Below are 17,160 nucleotides of genomic sequence, written 5' to 3'. Positions count from 1 at the left end.
ATAATCGCCTGCCGCCAACGGCCCACCACACGCGGCGGGCTGCTCGAAACCGCCGTCAAGCCGGCGCGCCGTTCTTGAGCAGCTTGGTCACGGCCGCGACCAGCTCGTCGGGCGAGAACGGCTTGTTGAGCAGCACGCTGTCCGGCACGCCCCGGGTCGGCCATTCGTCGCCGCCGCCGCCGGTGATGTAGAGCACCGGGAAAGACGGATCGATCTCGCGGGCGCCGCGCGCCACACGCCAGCCGTCGAGCCGGCCGAGCAGGCGGATGTCGGTGACCAGTGCACTGTATTTGGTGCGGAACGCCTTCAGCAGCGTCAGGGCTTCCTCGCCCGAGCCTGCGATCGCCGGCTCATAGCCGCCGTCCCTCAGGGCGTCCTCTACCATCATCTGAAGATCACGATCGTCTTCGATGACGAGAATGATCGGCACGTCTTGCAAAGCTATCCCCCAGAAATCAGCCGGGTGCGCCGGCTCCGCGAGCATATGCAGCAAATAGTGGCTACCGTTTGCACGGCATCCCCAGTAAAAATACGGGTACCAGACGCGTCCTATTCGTCGGCGAATTCGTCTTCTTCGTTGACCCCCGCCTTACCCCGCGGGGCCGGCTTTCTGCCGCCAAGCGATCCTGTGACATAAGGTTCGCGCGCTGCATAGGGGCTACGGCCGCCGGCACGCGCGGCAACCTCTTCGCCGGAGACGGCAGCGGGCTGGCAGATCAGCCGCCGGCTGGCCCGGCGCATCAGATCCACATGGATGTGGTCGTAGTGATAGACGTTGGAACCCGGCGCCAGCACCGTGGTGAATTGCTGGCAGGCAGCGGCCTGGACATCGCGCAGGAAGCCCTGCTCTTCCGGCAGTCCCTTCCAGCCATCCTTCACCGAGATGCGGCGACCGTCGGCGAGCGTGAAGGCTGCGATATCGAGCGCATTGCCGAAGGCGTGCTCGGAAATATGTGCGTGCGAATTGCCGTTCATGCCGCGGCAGGAATAGGCCGAGATCTGCTTGATCTCGACGACGCGCGCGCCGAACCAGCGCTGCGCCGCCGGCTGCACGGAATCGGCGAGCCAGTGCTCCAGCACCGAGACGATTGGACACGCCAGCGTTGCGGCGGGCTTCACTGCAACCGGACCGACCGTCAGCACCGGATTGCCGCCCGACGGGCCGAGCCGCGGCGGCGGTGCAGCGCCGGGCGGCTGCTGGGAATACGGCGCAGGTGAGTGTGGCGCGGCCGCGCCTTCGCGCTGCGGATTGCCGGGCAGGCCCGGATAATAGGGTCGCTCGCCGCTTGCGTCGGGCGCGCCGTCCGGCGGCAGGTCGATCTCGCCCTGCTGCGCCGGGACGCCGGGCGCCGACAGCGACACCGGTCCGTTCGGCTGGCTGCCATAGGTCGGCTGGCCGACGGCCTGTTCGGAGTATGGCGCCTGCGCCGGCGGCGGGCTCGGCTGCCGATTGATCGGCCACCGCGGCTGGTTGCCGACCGAAGCCGGTGGACGCAGGCTGTCGTCGGCAAATCCGTAAGCCGAACTGGCTTCGCCGAGCGCGGCGACCTTGAGCGGAAACTCGGCGCCGCAAACGCCGGGGCCCGAGATCGGATCGATGCGGACGAGGTCCGGTCCTTCCTTGACCGCGCCGGATTTCAGGCAAGCGGCCTCGGCCTCGGCCCGCCACGGTTCGCGCTCGGCAGTCTGAAACAGACCGCGGCCGCAACCAGCAAGCGACACAAGGACAAGGGAGCCGACGAGATACAAACGAACTCCACGCGTCATGGCGCGGAGGTTCTGCGAATTTGATTAAAGACTCTTCAACGCATTTCGACTGTTTGATTTCAGGCGTCTTTAACCATGCGATGGAACCCGGCGTGGCAGCGCGCGCTGTCGCATCGATCTCGTTGTGTCACCGACGATCGCTAATGCTTGGCATCACGACACAACGGCGCGAGGTGATCGCGGCCGCGCTGTTGTGATCGCGAGTATATTGAGGTTCGACATCCCGTGCCCGAGATCGTCACTCATCTTTAGATTGCTTCTACGAGCACCACAATCTAACTGAGACCTGACGGACGATATCCGGCACCGGCCGCGCGTCCGGAACCGGTAACGCCGCGGAATATATTTGTGGGCGCTTCAACGCCTTGATTCGGCGCCTGTTTGAGCCTCGCATCGCAATGCGGCATCGAATGGAAACAGCGAGCTTGGCAGCAAGGCTGACTTTTTCGGGCGGGAACCACTTGCTAGCTTTTGCGTTAATGTGGGCACCGTTGTGAACCAAGGGAGCTTCCCAATGGATTTCGCGAGTCCTCTGCTGAGCAAGCTGAGCATTGTGGCCGCGTACATCGCGTTAGCCTTTGTCGGCGCCATCATTCTCGGCGTGTTCTGAAGCATTCGACAGGCCTTGAGTTCAGCGCCCGGCGGCCGCCCCCGCCGGGCGTTTTGTTTTCTCTTTGTGCGGGGATGACGGGCCAGAGAGCGCCTCACCATCACCTCCAGTTCTTGTATTGCCGCAGCGTCGGCATGCAGCGCATCGTCGCGCGCTTCTGTTTTGACATGTTGGTGTAGATGTCGTGTCGGCGTGGGCGGCGGCGACGCTGCCGGCGAGAAGCAGCGCGACCAGGCTCAGGCGCTTCATGTATGCCTCCAGCGCTTGCGAAGACAGCGTTGCGCTCTATCGGTCGCACGAGAAGCGGCAAACGGTTCGACGGCATCCGGTTACAAATTGGACACGTCCGCGGTCAGGAGCGCGGCTCGCCGCGAAGCTGCCCCTGCGTGATCACGCGCTGTCGGGCGTGTGAGACCCGGACCCAGTCGGCAGCGGTGCAGTAGAGGCGGCCGAGCGCACAGGAAGAGACCCGCAACTTGTCGGCCCCCTTCAACTCCATCGTACCGTAACGGATGGTGCCGCTGTCCTGGCTGGTGACGCCGCCATTCCAGCGCGCCTCCTGCTTCGGCTTCATGTTGATCAGCACCGCCTCGCCGATATCGCGCGTGGTCCGGTCGAGCACATAGCCGCACAGCGCCGTGCCGCAGAGCCGGATGCGCACCAGATTGTCGGCTTCGGTCTGCCAGTCGCCGACCGGACCGTCGTCCGGCTCGTCGGCGTCGCGCAAGACGCGCACCACCGGCGGCGCCGGACGCGCGGGCACTGCGGGCACCGCGGCCGGCGGCGAAGGCGGCGCTGCCACGACCGGCGGTGGCTGGGGCGTTATCACGCGCGACGGTGGCGGCACTGACGGCGGCGGAGCGGCGGCAGCGGGCACGACCGGGGCGGGCTTGTAGACAATGACCGGCGGCGGCGCGGGAGGCGGTGCCGGCACAGGCGCAGGCACCGGCTTGATCGCCCGACCATCGTCACCGCCGTTTTCGCGGCTCGACGCGCCCGACACCGAGACGCAGGACAGCGCGCGGCAGCGAGTCGATTCGAGATGGACGCGGTGGCCGCCAATCGAGAACGAGATGCCCTCGCCGGCATGGACGAGCGGCGTGAACAGCATCAGCGCGATGAATAGGCAGATGCGCTTCATGGAAGCCTCCAAGACATCCGATGACGCTACGAGCACGACGCTCACGGCGCAGTGATCTCCGTCACCGTGGCGAGCCATTCGGTCCGCCCCGGCAACGTGATGTGCATCACGGAAACAGAAGTCGGCGGCGCGTAGCGTCCGCACCAATGCACCCCCGCTCAACGCCATGGAGACCCAAGATGAAGAAGCTCGTTGCGATCGCCGCGCTGCTGATGGCCACCACATCGGCGCATGCCGGCGGCACCGGCATCACCTTCCAGATCGACGGCCAGCGCATCCATGTCGAGGCGCCGCGCAATTGCAGCGCGCTGTCCTGCATCCGCATCTCGGCGCCGGGCTACAACGGCACGATCGGCGGCATCAGCAAGAATCTCGGCTCGAAGTCCGACGATGATGACGATGTCACGTCGTCGAGCTCGCCGCCATCCGCACGCCCCCCGGCGCCCGCACCTGCACCTTCACTTGCGCCGGTTCAAGCCGCCGCGCCGCAGCCGGCCGCGCCGACCGCTGCCACTGTTCCGCCGCCGCCTCCGCCCCCTGCGCCGCCGGCACCGGTTGCAACGGCTGCCCCCGCGCCGGTTGACGCCGCGCCCGCTGCACCTGCACCAGCCCCGGTCGCCGCACAGCCTGCGCCGCAGCCGCAAGCCGCTCCTGTTGCCTCAGCACCGGCTCCGGCGACCGGACCGATCGGCGTCTGGGCCACCGAGGAGAACAAGGGCAACGTCCGGGTCGAGGCCTGCGGCGCCAATCTGTGCGGCTATTCCGAGAAGACCAACGAACGCATCCTGATCAACATGAAGCCCGACGGCAGCAAGTGGAGCGGCCGCATCCACGATCCCGACTCCGGCCGCAACTACGACTCGACGATCGCGATGAAGGGTCCGAACGCGATGCGCGTGCAGGGCTGCGCCTTCGGCGGCATGTTCTGCGGCGGCCAGACCTGGAAGCGGATCAGCTAGGACATCGACCTCCGAGAACGAACCGGTTGGCGTACCTCATCACAACTGTCGTCCCTGCTTTCGGGGACGACACCGAGTTTGTGCATGGGGCGGTGTCCAGTTGATTGCCGGTCCGCCGGTCGCTTCATGTCGATCGCCGGACGCGCTATAAGAATCGCAATGTCGAGCTCGGTTGAACCTGCAGGCGGCTTGCGATGGCGATGACGGCTCTTGAACTCGGCCTTCGGGGCGCGGTGGTGGCGTTGTTCCTGGTGGTTTGCGCGGTGCTGCTGCTGCGCTACTCGGCGGTGCATCGCGCCGCGCATCTCGGTGCCGCAATGGGCGTGGCCGGCGCGGCCTATGCGGTTTCGACCGCGCCCTTCTTTCCCGCATCGTCATTCGGCTGGAGCTCTCCATTCATCGCCTTCGCCATGGGCTCGCCGGTGATTTTCTGGCTGTGGGCGCGCGCGATGTTCGACGAGCGGTTTACGCTGCGGCCGTGGCACGCGGCGGTGTGGACGCTGCTCGCCGGTCTTGGCGTCGTAAGCCACAATTGCTGGACCATCTGGCCCGATCTCGCGCGGCCGTGCGGCCGCGCCCTGGCCCTGGCGACGATCGCCTTCGCCGTGCTCGGGATCGCACAAATTCGGAAGGGATGGCGCACCGCCGTGACGACGGCGCGCGGCCGGATCCTGGTCGCGCTGCTGATCGGCATCGGCCTTCAGATGATGTTCGCCGCGGCGGCCGGGCTCGCCGCGATTCCGACCCGGTCGATCAGCCTCAGCGCCGCGCTCGCCCTTGGCGCATTCGCGCTGACCTCGATCTGGATGATGCTGTTCGATCCGCCCGAAAACCAGCCGGCGGTTGCCGGTGCGGGCGCGGCCAGTGGCCAAGCCGCGCGGGTCGCGCGTTCGATCGCCAATGCCGGTCCGCCTGCCTCGAGCCAGGCCGCGCTCAATCACCTCAAGCATCTGATGGCGACCGAGCGGACCTATCGGCAGGAGGGGCTGACTATCGGCGTGCTCGCGGTCAAGCTCGGCATGCCGGAATACCGGCTGCGGGCGCTGATCAATGACGGGCTCGGTCACCGCAACTTCAACGCCTTCCTCAACCGCTATCGGCTCGACGAAGCCAAGGCGGCGCTCGCCGATGCCGGCCAGGCCGAGGTGCCGGTGCTGACGATTGCGCTCGATGCCGGGTTCCAGTCGCTGGCGCCGTTCAACCGTGCCTTCAAGGCGGACACCGGGCTGACGCCGACCGAGTTTCGCCGGCAGGCGATTGTCGGCAAGAACGCGGCGGATAAGGCGGAAATCGCCGGTTCAAACTGACAATTCGCTCCTCGATTTCAGAATTCGATAGGCCTGCAACCGCACAATCTGCCTAGCTGTGTCGACTCGGGCGCTCGTCGCGCCAGAGCGTGACACGACGACGTGAAACGGCAACCTGACCCGGCAAGCGGAGCGCAACGACCGATGAGGCATTTTTTCACCGCGGCAAGGCTGCTGGCCCTCGACCTGGCGTCGACCCTCGTCTTTCTTGTTCTGTTCCTGCTGACGCACGACACCGCGCTCTCGGTCGGCTTCGGCATCGCATTCGGCGTCGTGCAGATCGGCATCCAGATGGTGCGCGGGAAGCGGATCGACACCATGGAATGGCTGAGCCTGTTCCTGGTCGTCACCGCCGGCACCGCGACGCTGCTGACGCATGACCCGCGCTTCGTACTGTTCAAGCCGAGCGTGATCTACGCAATCGTCGGCGTCGTGATGCTGAAGCCCGGCTGGCTGAACCGCTACCTGCCCGCGATCGCACAGAAAGTTGTGCCCGACGTCGCCGTCAAAGTCGGCTACGTCTGGTCGGGGCTGATGTTCGTCTCCGCCGCGGTGAACGCCTTCGTCGCGCTGACCTGCGAGATCACGACATGGGCTGTTGTGATGCCGATTTTCGGCATCGTCAGCAAGATCGTAGTGTTCCTCGGCGGCTTTGTCGCGCTTCGGCTCATCGCCCGGCGCCGCATCCGCGCCATGCCCGAAGCCCAGCGCGAAGCCGTGCTCGCGCTCGAGGGCGCGCCGGCGGCCCGCGGTGCCGTGACGGCGGATCTCACCCCGTCCGCGAGTGGTTAACGAAACAAACCGGTGCGCGACGAAACCATTTTACCCTGCGAACGAAGAACTGCCGAAACCGAGCCTCCGTAGTGATGACCCCGACGACGCGCTGCAACGGCGCGCTCACCACAAGGGGGACAAGATGGCTTTCACCGCTTCCACGCTTCGTCACTGCAAACTGCTGGCGGCAACCGCGTTCGCGCTCGGTCTGTTGACCTCGGCGTCCTATGCCTACACCGACGAGCAGCAGCAAATGTGCACCGGCGACGCGATGCGGTTGTGCAGCTCGGAAATCCCCGACGTCGATCGCGTCACCGCCTGCATGGTCCGGCAGCGCGCGCTGCTCAGCGACGGCTGCAAGGCAGTGTTCCACTATGTGCCCCCGGCGACGACCGCGCAGCCCGCGAACTATGCTCCTGCGGCCAGGCCGGCGAAGCCACTCAACATCACTCCTCACAAGCGCGGCTAACCAAAACCCAACAGCGACCAGGCACCGCGCTTCGGGCAACGGAGCGCGGTGCTTGATCGTTCTGGTCCGCCATGACAACAAGGCAGGACCGTTCATTCGGCGTTCAGCCAGACGCGGCTCAATTGCCGGTCCCCAATGCCTCCCGGGAATCGATGGTGATGCGCCGCGCCTTCCTTTATGCGCTTCTGCTTGGTGCCGGCGTCACGATCGGTTGGCATGCAACGGCCAATGCGGCGCCGGAGCTGACCCAGCTCGCGCAGGCGCAACCTGCACCGGCGCCTTCGGCCGCCCCGGCGCCCAGTGCGACGCCGTCAACACCGGCGCCTACCCCGACTGCTCCGACTGTCGCATCGCAGGCCGCAGCGCCCGAGCCGATCGGCAACGTCGCGACGCTGACGGGAACCGCGACCGTCACGCGCAACAACACCACGACGCCGCTGCAGATCCGCGACGACATCTTTGCCAATGACGAGGTCGCCACGTCCGCGACCTCCTCGCTCGGCATCACCTTCAACGACGGCACCACCTTCAACCTGCGCGCCAATGCGAAGATCACGATCGACAATTACGTCTATGAGGATGGCGGCCAGCAAAACAGCGCGCTGTTCAACGTCGCCAAGGGAACGGCGGCCTTCGTCGCCGCCGCGGTGGCAAAAACCGGCGACATGAAGATATCGACGCCGACCGCGACGCTCGGCATCCGCGGCACCACCGGCCTTGTCGAGGTGCCCGAAGGCGCGACCGCGACCAGCAACAATGTCGGCATCAAGCTCTATCCCGACGCCGACGGACATGTCGGCCGCATCGAGGTCAACGATCGCAGCGGCACCTCGCTCGGCGTGCTGACGCGCGGGGCGAGCGGCTTTGCGATTCGTCCCGGCACCGGCGGCGCCCGCTTCGCCGCGGTGCCGCTGACGATCTCGCCACAGCAGATGACGCGCGACCAGGGTTTCGTGCGCGCGGTGCATTCCGCGCAAACGCTGGGCCGCCAGGTCGTGACCGAGCAGCGTGACTTCCGCCGCGCCAATCCCGACTTCCGCAGGGCCAATCCGGCCGCGCCTTATCCGAATCGCGGCCAGCCGGTGCAGCCGAACCCGCAGCGCCAGAACGGCCTGCCGGGCCAGAACCGCAACGCCCCGCAACAACCGGGTCAGCAGAACCGTCCGGGCCAGCAGCAACCCGGTCAGCAAAACCGTCCGGGCCAGCCGCAGCAGCCTGGCACGCAACCAGGCACACCCGGCCGGCAGGGCTCGCAGCAGCAGCCGGGCACGCAGCAGCAAGGCGGCGCACAGCACGCACTGCCCGGCCAACCCGGCGGCACGACACTGCCGCACGCGCCGGGCGTCCAGACGCCGGCCGGACAGCAGCCTGCGGGACAGCCCGCGCGTCAAGGCGGCGCGACGCAGCCCGGCGGACAACAACCGCCTGCACGTCAAGGCGGGCTGCAGCCCGGTCGCTCACAGGTGCCGGGCGGCGCGCGCCAGCCCGGACAGCCCGGTCAACCGGGCGTGCCGCGACAGGGCACGGCGCAGCCGGTGCCGCCGGCACCCGGCCAGGCGCGGCCCGGCATTCAGCAAGCCGCACCGGGCACGCATCCGGGCATGCAACGGCCCGCCGCGCAGGCACGTCCCGGCTTCCAGCAACGACGCGCACCGCCGCCGCGCGCCGCGAAGCCGCCGCCCAAGAACAAGCGCCAGTAACGCGCGAAGTGGCACCGGCGACAAGCGCCGGCGCCACTTTCCGAACTGCGAACGGCAGATCAGCGCTGCCTGGTGATCACGGCTTCCAGATATTCGCTGGGGACGACCAGCGTGCCATCCCTGGCGACATTGAACTGGTCCATCAGGCGGAACAGGTCGGCGACGAGCAATTGCTGCTGGACGGCATCGATCGCCCCGAAGGCTTTCAGCACCGGACCGTAATAGGTGCGGAATATCTCGAGGAAATGCTCGCGCGACCTGTAGCGGAAATTGAAGTGCCTGCGCGTGGCAGCAACCGCGACCTGCGGGCCGAACAGCGCCGCGAGATGCGCCTCGGTGCCCCAGAGCGCGGGAGATTTCACGCCCGGCGCCGGCGGCACATATTTGCCGATGGTCTTGAAGACCTTGCCGATGAACCCCTCCGGCGTCCAGCTCGCAAGGCCGATCTTGCCGCCGGTGCGACAGACGCGGCGCAGTTCGTTCGCCGCCTGCTGCTGGTCGGCGGTGAACATCACGCCGAATGTCGACAGCACGACGTCGAAGCTCGCGTCGGCGAACGGCAGCTTCTCCGCGTCCGCCTCCTGGAACGTGATAGGCAGCCGTTCGGCAGCCGCCCGCTCGCGGCCGCGTTCGAGCAGGGCTCCGACGTAATCGGTCGAGACCACGTCGGCAAAGCGCCGCGCCGCGGCCAGCGTCGCGTTGCCATTGCCGGCGGCGACGTCGAGCACCATTTGATTGCTGCGCAGGTCGACGGCCTCGCAGAGCGTTTCGCCGACAATCTGAAGCGTGGTTCCGACGATCGCGTAGTCGCCCGAGCTCCAGGTAGCTTGCTGGCGCGCCTTGACGGCGGCGAGATCGACGGTGGGCATTTCGGTCTGCACGTTCATGTGAATCTCCTTTGAATATGTCGTGCGGCTGACGGCGAGGCCGCTGGCTTCGCCGCAAGTCCGCGGTTGCGCTAAATCGGCGTGCAATAACTTCAATGTGCTGCGAGCTAGCTGCGACGGTCGAGAAGGACCGGGATGCGAGATGCGGCAACGATGTTCCAATCCGAACGCTGCCTGCAGCCGTGCTTGCGCTGAGGCCAAACGGCCTGCTGCGCTTGAGCTGCACGATACCCCTGAGCGATGGGCCCTTCCGCCCTGGTGAACACAGGTGAAGACAAGCCTGCGATCACAAACCCGAGCAGTGCGCTTCGAATGATCGGCCGGGAGCAGCGGATGCCGGCCCCCTTCGACTGCCGGCTCTCGCGGGGCATCAAGCGACTGGCTTGCCGTTCACGCCGCGCGAGCATTCCTGCGACCGACTGATTGACGATCCGGCGGATGCGCAAGAGCAGAACGGAAAAATGCCTTCGCGCCGGATTGGACAAATACTCCATGAATGAAATCGACATCATCGTTTCCTTGATCGAATAGAGATGGCGCCCGGGATCATCGATTGGCCCGAATGCGCCATGCGACGCCCCGTCGGCGTCACTCGGCTGCAATGGGCGGCTGGACGGGATCACCACGCACCACCACGGTGGTCGCGACTTTGTAGAATTCCTCGCCCGGCATGCCGACACAGCGCGCATGCTCCCGGATCGAGTCGCCGTCGCGCGCCTCGTAGATGCAGAAAGTGCCAATGCGACCATCTGCCTCATGCACGACATAGCTGCGGATCCAACGGACGCGGTCCGGCATCTGCTCGTCGCCGATCCTGGCGGAGGTTGCGCCCGCGAGTTCCAGCTCGCCCATGTTTGCCCAGGCGCTCGGACGGCGAATGACATAGAGTTCCATCGAAATCTCCTCGGTTGCGACGGTTGAACGGCAGGCTGCGGGGATCGCGGCCATGGTCAGCTATAAACACCGTCAACGCCAACTGTCCTTACCGCGGGCTGATCATTGTCTGATCTTTGCCTGAACCTTTTCCGCCGGCGCCGAACACATACACATGGCATTCTCATTTGGACTGTTCGAGCTTGATGAAGCTGGACGCGTACTGCTGTGCGCGCGGCAAGAAATCGCTTTGCAGCCGCGTGTGTTCGATCTGCTGGTCTACCTTGTCCACCACCGCGATCGGGTCATCTCCAAGGAAGAGCTGCTTGAAGCCGTCTGGCCGGATGTCACGGTCACCGACAACTCGCTGCAGCGTGCCGTGAGTTCGCTGCGCGCCGCGCTGCGCAAGGGTGGCATGGACGGAGCGATCCGGAATCTGCCCGGCAAGGGATATCGATTCTTCCTCGATTCCGAGATCAGGCAGCCGGAACGCGCTGACCAGAAGCAAGCCGATGCCTCCGTCGGTGCAATCGGAGCAATCGGTCTTGCCCGGCGCGCATCCGCCGGACAATTGTGGCTGCAGGCGGCAACCCTGTTTGAAAGCGCCGACCGAGACGGCCGGCTCAGCGCCGAAGACCTGCACGATTGGGCGCTTGCGCTGCAATGCCTCGGCAGGGCCGCTGCAGCCATCCCGATTCTGGTTCGCGCGGTCGCCGCAAGGAGCAAAGCGGGCGACGCTGTCGGGGCAGCGGTCGACGCAATCGCCCTCTCGGGCCTGCATTTCGAGAGCGGTCAGGCCGCGATCGGAAAGGGCTGGCTCGCGCGTGCGGAAGATTGGGCCTCGAGGCTCGACGATGCTCCGACGACGGCCCTGCTGTTATGGATGAAGTCGAAACTGGCCGCCTTCGATGGCGAGCCGGAACAGGCACTCGCGCTGGCCGACGCGGCCTACTCTGCCGTCAAGTTCAAGGATGCGGTCAACGTCGAGGCGCTGAGCCTGGCCTATCGCGGCTTCTATCGGCTGTGCCTCGGCGATACGCATGGAGGACTGGCCGATCAGGACCATGCCGCCGCGGTCGCGCTGTCCAGCAACAACCTCGACCCGATCATGGGCGGCAGCCTCTACTGCAATATTCTCTGGGCGGCCCGGATGTTCGGAGATTGGGCACGGGCCGACCAGTGGACCCGGAGCTATCAGAATTTCTGTTCGGGCAGCGGCATGGAGCTGACGGGTTCATGCCAGCTGCATCGCTCCGAGGTGCTCGGCATCAGGGGCTCGCTCGACGAAGCGCTGGCTCGCATCCAGGACGCGCTCGCGCGCCTGACCAGCGATGCGCCATGGTCGATGGGCGATGCCAACCGGGTGCTGGGTGACATTCTATCGGCGATCGGCAATGACGACGCCGCGCTCGAAGCCTACGACAGGGCTTACACCATGGGTTGGTGCCCGGAGCCGGGCCGCGCCATGTTGCTGCTCGCGAGAGGCGAAGCGGAAGCCGCCTACGCGAGCCTCGAGCGGAGCTTGATCGGCAAGTCCTGGTGGACATTGCAGCGCCGGGGAATCCTGCTCGCGCATCTGGCGTTGGTTGCGGCCCGCACGCATCGGGCTGGCCGGGCCAAGGCTTTGATCTGCGAACTTTCCGGTAGTCCGGATCGTTGGCCGATGCCCTCAATCCGCGCGCTCACCAACGAAGCGCAGGCGATGCTCGCTTTGTCCCGACAGGATCACGAGGCCGCGATGCGGCATCTCCACCTCGCCCGCCAGCTCTGGTCGAGTATCGACGGGCGGGTCCAGATCGTGCGGCTGAGGCTGCAGATCGCCCGCCTCCAGCTGGAGCATGGCGACACGCGCGGCGCCATGGCCGAGGTGCATGCGGCCCAGCTCGTGGCACGTGAACTGGGCTCGCCCAAGCTCCGCGCCGACTGCCTGGCGTTGCAGCATGACATCGACGGCTGGCAGCCAGCCGTCCGACGTCAAGGCATCGGCCGGTGATCAGGCCGCGCGGCGCAGCCAATCGCGCACGCGGTCGATCAGGTTCTTCCTCGGCGTGGGCGGAACGGTCGCAGCAACCGGCGCGATCTCGCGCGTAGATGACGTCGGCACTTCGGATGCCTCGGCGGCAAGCTCCGTCTCGACCCGCTCTCCGGCGTCCGCAGCGCTGCGTTCTGGCATCACGGCCGGCTGAGCCGGTTCGGCATCTGCCGCCGGCGTCTCGGCGATGTCAGGTTGCTCAGCGAGGACCGGCAGCTCGACGGCCGCCGGCGCGTCAATGATCATCGGCGCTTCAGTGACCACGAGTGCTTCAGCGACCACCGGCGCAGGCATATCGACCACGGGCACTTCAGCGAGCCGCGCCCGCCGCCGCTCCGCGGCTGCAACCCGCAACCGCGCGCGCCGCTCGCGCTCGGCATTCGCCGCGGCCTGCAACGCGATCGGGCCGACATTTTCCAGGAACGCACGCTCATAGCCGCGCGACAGACGGTCGAGCGCCGCATCGAGCGGCAGCCAGTCGACTTCCCTGATGTCGCTCATCAAGGCGCGGACCGGCTTGCCGCCGGCATCCATGCGCCAGTAATGCACCACCTTCGAGCGGCCGCCTGAATCATAGACCAGCGTGCCCAAGAACTCATGCACCTCGACGTCGTGGCCGGTTTCCTCCAGCACCTCGCGCTCTGCAGCGTCGCGCGGCGTCTCGCCGTCGTCGAGCTTGCCCTTCGGCAATACCCACTCATTGCGCTTGCGCAGGCGCACGACGGCAAAGCGCGGCGGTGACTCCCGCCGCAGCACAATGCCTCCCGCCGCCAGAACAGGCGTCCGCGCCATCTCGTGTCCATCAGGTTTGCGATTTAGGATCGTCGCACGACGATCGCAGGCATTCTAAAGCATGATCCGGGAAAGTGGAAACCGGTTTTCCGAGCACATCATGCTCAAACAATGACACGCGAAGGACAAAGCGACGTCACATCACAGGTTTTCGCAGCAAGGGTTCGCCGCATTTGATCCGTGTTCCCTCCGCGACATTGTCGCAGAATTCGAAATTGTCGGGCGCGAGCACGATAATCGTCGAGCCGTGCTCGAACCAGCCGAGCTCATCGCCCTTCTTGACATGCGCGTCACAGGGGAAATCCACCGGGCCGCGCGACTGCGCATTCAGCGTGATGTCGAGGAAATGCAGGCGCAGGCTCGCCACCAGGATGGCGGCGACCGGAACCAGAGTCAGCGCCTCGCCGGTCGGAAGCTTCGCGCGCAGCACCGCGCGCTCGTTCTTGCAGAACAGCCGCTCGATCCGCTTCAGCGCGATCGGATTGACGTTCCAGACGTCGCCATGGATGAACGTCACCTTGTCGATCGAAAGATCATAGGGCGCGTGGAAGCGGTGATACATGCTCGAGGTCAGCCGCAGCGTGACGAAGCGGCCGTTTTTGTGCTGCTCGACCAGCGCGGGGTCGCCGAGCAGATCGAGCAGCGAATAGGGCGCGCCCTTGACCTGGAACAACTGCCCATCCTCGATCCGCCCATGCGCGCCGATGATCGCATCCGACGGACTCGCGATGATGGCGGGATCGGCCGCGGCCGGACGCAGGCCGGGCTTGAGCTCGCGGGTAAAGCAATCGTGCAAACTCTTGAACTCGGTCTTCTTCGCCTCGGACAGATCGAGGTCGGAGAACAGCTTCCAGCAGGCGATCGAGGCATCGCGCACCAGGGGGTTCTCGACCTTGGAGAACCAGCCCATGAAGCGGGTCAGCGCCGCCCGCGGAATCCGGTTGGTTAGCAGGAAATTGAGGTCCTCCTGCTGGGTGAATGCCGAGATCAGGCCCTTGACTGTCATGAATCTGTTAGGTGCTGAGGCTAGCGCTTCTGTCATGGAAACATCCCTTCCGATTCTCTCGCTGTCCGCCGCCGCGCTCGCCGGCGCCGCCGCAGCTTTCCCCAAAATTCAGGCCCGCATCGCGCTGTCGCGTGCCAAGCACCGCTCGCTGACCGGACATTCCAAGATGTCCAAGATGGTCGCGCGCATGGTCCCGCATTACGAATTCGATATCGACGAGTTCTTCTGCTCCGACGGAGCGCCGAAGGACATCGCGATGCAGCGCCAGGACGGCTTCTTCCGCCTCGCCGGCCTCTACCAGGATCGCTACCCCAAGGGCCGCGCGCTGACCGCCGAGGTGACGGAGCGGATCTCCGACCTGCAATTCACCGAATCCTACCGCGTGCCGTTCCAGTACAGCCGCCTGGTGCGCGAGCATCTCGGCACCTCGGCCTTCGTCGAGGCCTCGCGCGGCGTCACCGTCACCGATCTCGACGGCAATGTGTCCTATGATCTGACCGGCAGCTACGGCGTCAACATCTTCGGCAACGACTTCTACAAGGAGTGTATCGCCGAGGGCGAGAAGCGCGCGCATGCGCTCGGCCCGGTGCTCGGCCCCTACCACCCGATCATCGCCGACAACGTCAAGCGCCTCTGCGAGCTCTCCGGCCTCGACGAGGTCTCCTTCCACATGTCCGGCACCGAGGCCGTGATGCAGGCGGTGCGGCTCGCGCGCTACCACACCAAGCGCACCCATCTGGTTCGCTTCGCCGGCAGCTATCACGGCTGGTGGGGCGAAGTGCAGCCCGGCGTCGGCAATCCGGTGTCGCCGCACGAGACCTACACGCTCGCCGACATGTCGGAGAAGACGCTGCACGTGCTGCGAACCCGCAAGGACATCGCCTGCGTGCTGGTCAACCCACTGCAAGCGCTGCATCCGAATTCCAACGCGCCCGGCGATTCCGCGCTCGTCGATTCCTCGCGCTCTTCCAAATACGACCGCGCCGCCTACACCGAATGGCTGAAGAAGCTGCGCGAGGTCTGCACCGAGCGCGGCATCGTCTTGATCTTCGACGAGGTGTTCGTCGGCTTCCGCCTCGCCGCCGGCGGCGCGCAGGAATATTTCGGCGTCAAGGCCGACATGGCGACCTACGGCAAGAGCCTGGCCGGCGGCCTTCCGGTCGGCGTGGTGTGCGGCCGCAAGGATCTGATGCGCCGTTTCCGCGACGACCGGCCGGCCGACATCTGCTTCGCCCGCGGCACCTTCAACTCGCATCCCTATGTGATGACGGCGATGGACGAGTTCCTGAGCCGGCTCGCCAGCCCGAACTTCCGCTCGATCTACAACGGGCTGGACGAGACCTGGAACGGCCGCGCCACGTCGCTCAACGACCGGCTCAAGGCGCAGGACCTGCCGGTCCGCATCGGCAACATCTCGTCGATCTGGACCGTCTATTACACCGAGCCGTCCCGCTACAACTGGATGCTGCAATACTACCTGCGGGCCGAGGGACTGGCGCTGAGCTGGGTCGGCACCGGCCGGCTGATCTTCACCCTGAACTATACCGACGCCGACTTCGCCGAGGTCACCGACCGCTTCGTCGCGGCCGCCGAGAAGATGAAGCGCGACGGCTGGTGGTGGCACAAGGAGGGCCTCACCAACAAGAACATCAAGCGGCAGATCCTGAAGGAGATGGTCGCCGTGAGGTTCGGCCGCTGAGGCAGGGCGCCGTCCCCCCGCCCCCTCGCCCCGCTCTTGCCCTTCCTTCGCCTCCCCCGCTTGCGGGGGAGGCCGGATCGCATCGTTAGATGCGATGATCCGGGTGGGGGCTCTCTCCTCACAATGAGTGTCGCAAGCGGCCACACCCCCACCCCAACCCTCCCCCGCAAGCGGGAGAGGGAGCGCAGTCCCGTTGTGGCCAGCAGCGCGGCGTAAGATCTTCACGAGAGAGAAAGCCCTAAGAACGTAGATGCCCGGGACCAGCCCGGGCATCACGCAGCTTGCAGACGCTGGGAGCAACGATCAGGCGTGCTTGACGTGCTTCTCGAGACCCGGGTCGATCAGCTCGCCCTTCATCAGGAACAACGGCGCCTTGTGATAGAGCTTCAGGTCGTTGAACGGATCGGTGACGATCTTGGTCATCCAGACGAGGCCGGTCTCGACGTCGCGGATGAAGAACAGGTGGATGGTGCGGAACAATAGGCCGCCGATGCCGACCACCAGCCAGATCTTGGCCACCTGACGGGTGAAGTCGCCCATCGTGACCCAGGGCTTGAACAGGCCGAACAGCGTCGGATCGAAGTACAGCACCATCGGCGACAGCGCCCAGATCGCCATCAGCACGACCTTGCGCTGCAAATTGTAGCCGACCTTGATGTCTTCCTTGTGCTCGTGGGTCGCCTGGTTGACGTGGTCATAGCCCTTCGGCTCGAAGAAGAAGTGACCCGCCTGGCGCGAGGTCATCGAGACCAGCCAGCCGACCAGTGCCGACACGACCGGATCGAAGAACAGCATCACATAGGCGAACAGGAAGCTCAGCGCGCTGACGAAGTGCAGGCTCTGGTTAATCCGGCTGTGATGGTAGAAGCGATGGTCATCCCAGCGCTGGGTACGCAGCTCTTGCAGAAAATTCTTGATCATTGGTTCCCCCAACATCTTTCGGGACAGGATTTACAGGGATTCGATGTATCGCGTGTGACATCATCATAATGACATATGACAATGCGGAGCGACGCCTTGACGCAACCGGAGCAGGGTTTTGCCTCATCCCGGCGAGATTTGCGGGGGTAAGGCCGAGGAGATCGTAGCCTTCCGGTACTGCGGCGCGCTGTGCGCTACCTCACCCGGGAGGACTGGCGGGCTG

General features: G+C 65.7%; 16 protein-coding genes. 7 read left to right on the top strand and 9 right to left on the bottom strand.

Features of this window, described 5'->3' with window-relative positions; translation table 11 throughout:
* Positions 1-55: 55 nt before the first annotated feature.
* The 3 genes from XH92_RS13295 to XH92_RS13285 form a co-directional block, all read right to left on the bottom strand.
* On the bottom strand, positions 56-388 hold the full coding sequence (locus XH92_RS13295; RefSeq protein ID WP_371818005.1) for a response regulator: 333 nt from the start codon (positions 386-388) through the stop codon (positions 56-58).
* Between the two features lie 161 nt (positions 389-549).
* On the bottom strand, positions 550-1,767 hold the full coding sequence (locus tag XH92_RS13290) for an extensin family protein (protein ID WP_194459609.1): 1,218 nt from the start codon (positions 1,765-1,767) through the stop codon (positions 550-552).
* A gap of 962 nt (positions 1,768-2,729) precedes the next feature.
* Complete coding sequence (locus XH92_RS13285) at positions 2,730-3,518, bottom strand: DUF2147 domain-containing protein (RefSeq protein ID WP_194459608.1); 789 nt, start codon at positions 3,516-3,518, stop codon at positions 2,730-2,732.
* 179 nt (positions 3,519-3,697) lie between these two features.
* Here XH92_RS13285 and XH92_RS13280 point away from each other — a divergent pair, with 179 nt between their 5' ends.
* The 5 genes from XH92_RS13280 to XH92_RS13260 all read left to right on the top strand — a co-directional run bounded on the left by XH92_RS13280 (position 3,698) and on the right by XH92_RS13260 (position 8,727).
* A complete protein-coding gene (locus tag XH92_RS13280) occupies positions 3,698-4,477 on the top strand; it encodes a DUF2147 domain-containing protein (RefSeq protein WP_194459607.1) in 780 nt (259 codons plus the stop codon).
* A 194-nt stretch (positions 4,478-4,671) separates the two neighbouring features.
* A complete protein-coding gene (locus XH92_RS13275) occupies positions 4,672-5,784 on the top strand; it encodes a helix-turn-helix domain-containing protein (RefSeq protein ID WP_194459606.1) in 1,113 nt (370 codons plus the stop codon).
* Positions 5,785-5,928: 144 nt separating this feature from the next.
* On the top strand, positions 5,929-6,576 hold the full coding sequence (locus tag XH92_RS13270; RefSeq protein WP_194459605.1) for an inner membrane-spanning protein YciB: 648 nt from the start codon (positions 5,929-5,931) through the stop codon (positions 6,574-6,576).
* A 124-nt stretch (positions 6,577-6,700) separates the two neighbouring features.
* Positions 6,701-7,027: a hypothetical protein gene (locus XH92_RS13265; protein WP_246788392.1), complete on the top strand. Its 327-nt coding sequence runs from the start codon at positions 6,701-6,703 to the stop codon at positions 7,025-7,027.
* A gap of 158 nt (positions 7,028-7,185) precedes the next feature.
* Complete coding sequence (locus tag XH92_RS13260; protein ID WP_371818004.1) at positions 7,186-8,727, top strand: FecR domain-containing protein; 1,542 nt, start codon at positions 7,186-7,188, stop codon at positions 8,725-8,727.
* A 59-nt stretch (positions 8,728-8,786) separates the two neighbouring features.
* Here the strand turns inward: XH92_RS13260 and XH92_RS13255 are convergent, their stop codons facing one another.
* From XH92_RS13255 to XH92_RS13245, 3 genes are all read right to left on the bottom strand, one after another.
* Complete coding sequence (locus XH92_RS13255) at positions 8,787-9,614, bottom strand: class I SAM-dependent methyltransferase (RefSeq protein ID WP_194459604.1); 828 nt, start codon at positions 9,612-9,614, stop codon at positions 8,787-8,789.
* A gap of 107 nt (positions 9,615-9,721) precedes the next feature.
* Entirely contained in the window at positions 9,722-10,123 is a 402-nt protein-coding gene (locus tag XH92_RS13250) for a hypothetical protein (RefSeq protein WP_194459603.1), read from the bottom strand.
* Between the two features lie 79 nt (positions 10,124-10,202).
* Positions 10,203-10,508, bottom strand: a complete 306-nt coding sequence (locus tag XH92_RS13245; RefSeq protein ID WP_194459602.1) for a nickel-binding protein — start codon at positions 10,506-10,508, stop codon at positions 10,203-10,205.
* A 241-nt stretch (positions 10,509-10,749) separates the two neighbouring features.
* On the opposite strand from XH92_RS13245, the gene XH92_RS13240 reads away from it, so the two are divergent.
* A complete protein-coding gene (locus XH92_RS13240; RefSeq protein ID WP_246788391.1) occupies positions 10,750-12,480 on the top strand; it encodes a winged helix-turn-helix domain-containing protein in 1,731 nt (576 codons plus the stop codon).
* Here XH92_RS13240 and XH92_RS13235 read toward each other — a convergent pair whose 3' ends face one another.
* Together XH92_RS13235 and asd are read right to left on the bottom strand one after the other, a co-directional pair.
* Entirely contained in the window at positions 12,481-13,311 is an 831-nt protein-coding gene (locus XH92_RS13235) for an NUDIX hydrolase (protein WP_194459600.1), read from the bottom strand. It lies immediately after the preceding gene.
* Between the two features lie 136 nt (positions 13,312-13,447).
* Complete coding sequence (gene asd, locus XH92_RS13230) at positions 13,448-14,317, bottom strand: archaetidylserine decarboxylase (protein ID WP_194459599.1); 870 nt, start codon at positions 14,315-14,317, stop codon at positions 13,448-13,450.
* Positions 14,318-14,351: 34 nt separating this feature from the next.
* Here asd and XH92_RS13225 point away from each other — a divergent pair, with 34 nt between their 5' ends.
* On the top strand, positions 14,352-16,016 hold the full coding sequence (locus XH92_RS13225) for an aminotransferase class III-fold pyridoxal phosphate-dependent enzyme (RefSeq protein ID WP_194459598.1): 1,665 nt from the start codon (positions 14,352-14,354) through the stop codon (positions 16,014-16,016).
* A 303-nt stretch (positions 16,017-16,319) separates the two neighbouring features.
* Here XH92_RS13225 and XH92_RS13220 read toward each other — a convergent pair whose 3' ends face one another.
* Positions 16,320-16,937 carry a hypothetical protein gene (locus XH92_RS13220; protein ID WP_057014961.1) on the bottom strand — a complete coding sequence of 206 codons (618 nt, stop codon included), beginning with the start codon at positions 16,935-16,937 and terminating at the stop codon, positions 16,320-16,322.
* Positions 16,938-17,160 lie beyond the last annotated feature (223 nt).

The sequence above is a fragment of the Bradyrhizobium sp. CCBAU 53421 genome (assembly GCF_015291625.1).
GTDB lineage: Bacteria > Pseudomonadota > Alphaproteobacteria > Rhizobiales > Xanthobacteraceae > Bradyrhizobium.
Note: the sequence above shows the minus strand (reverse complement) of the source record. Positions and strands in the feature narration are given on the sequence as shown.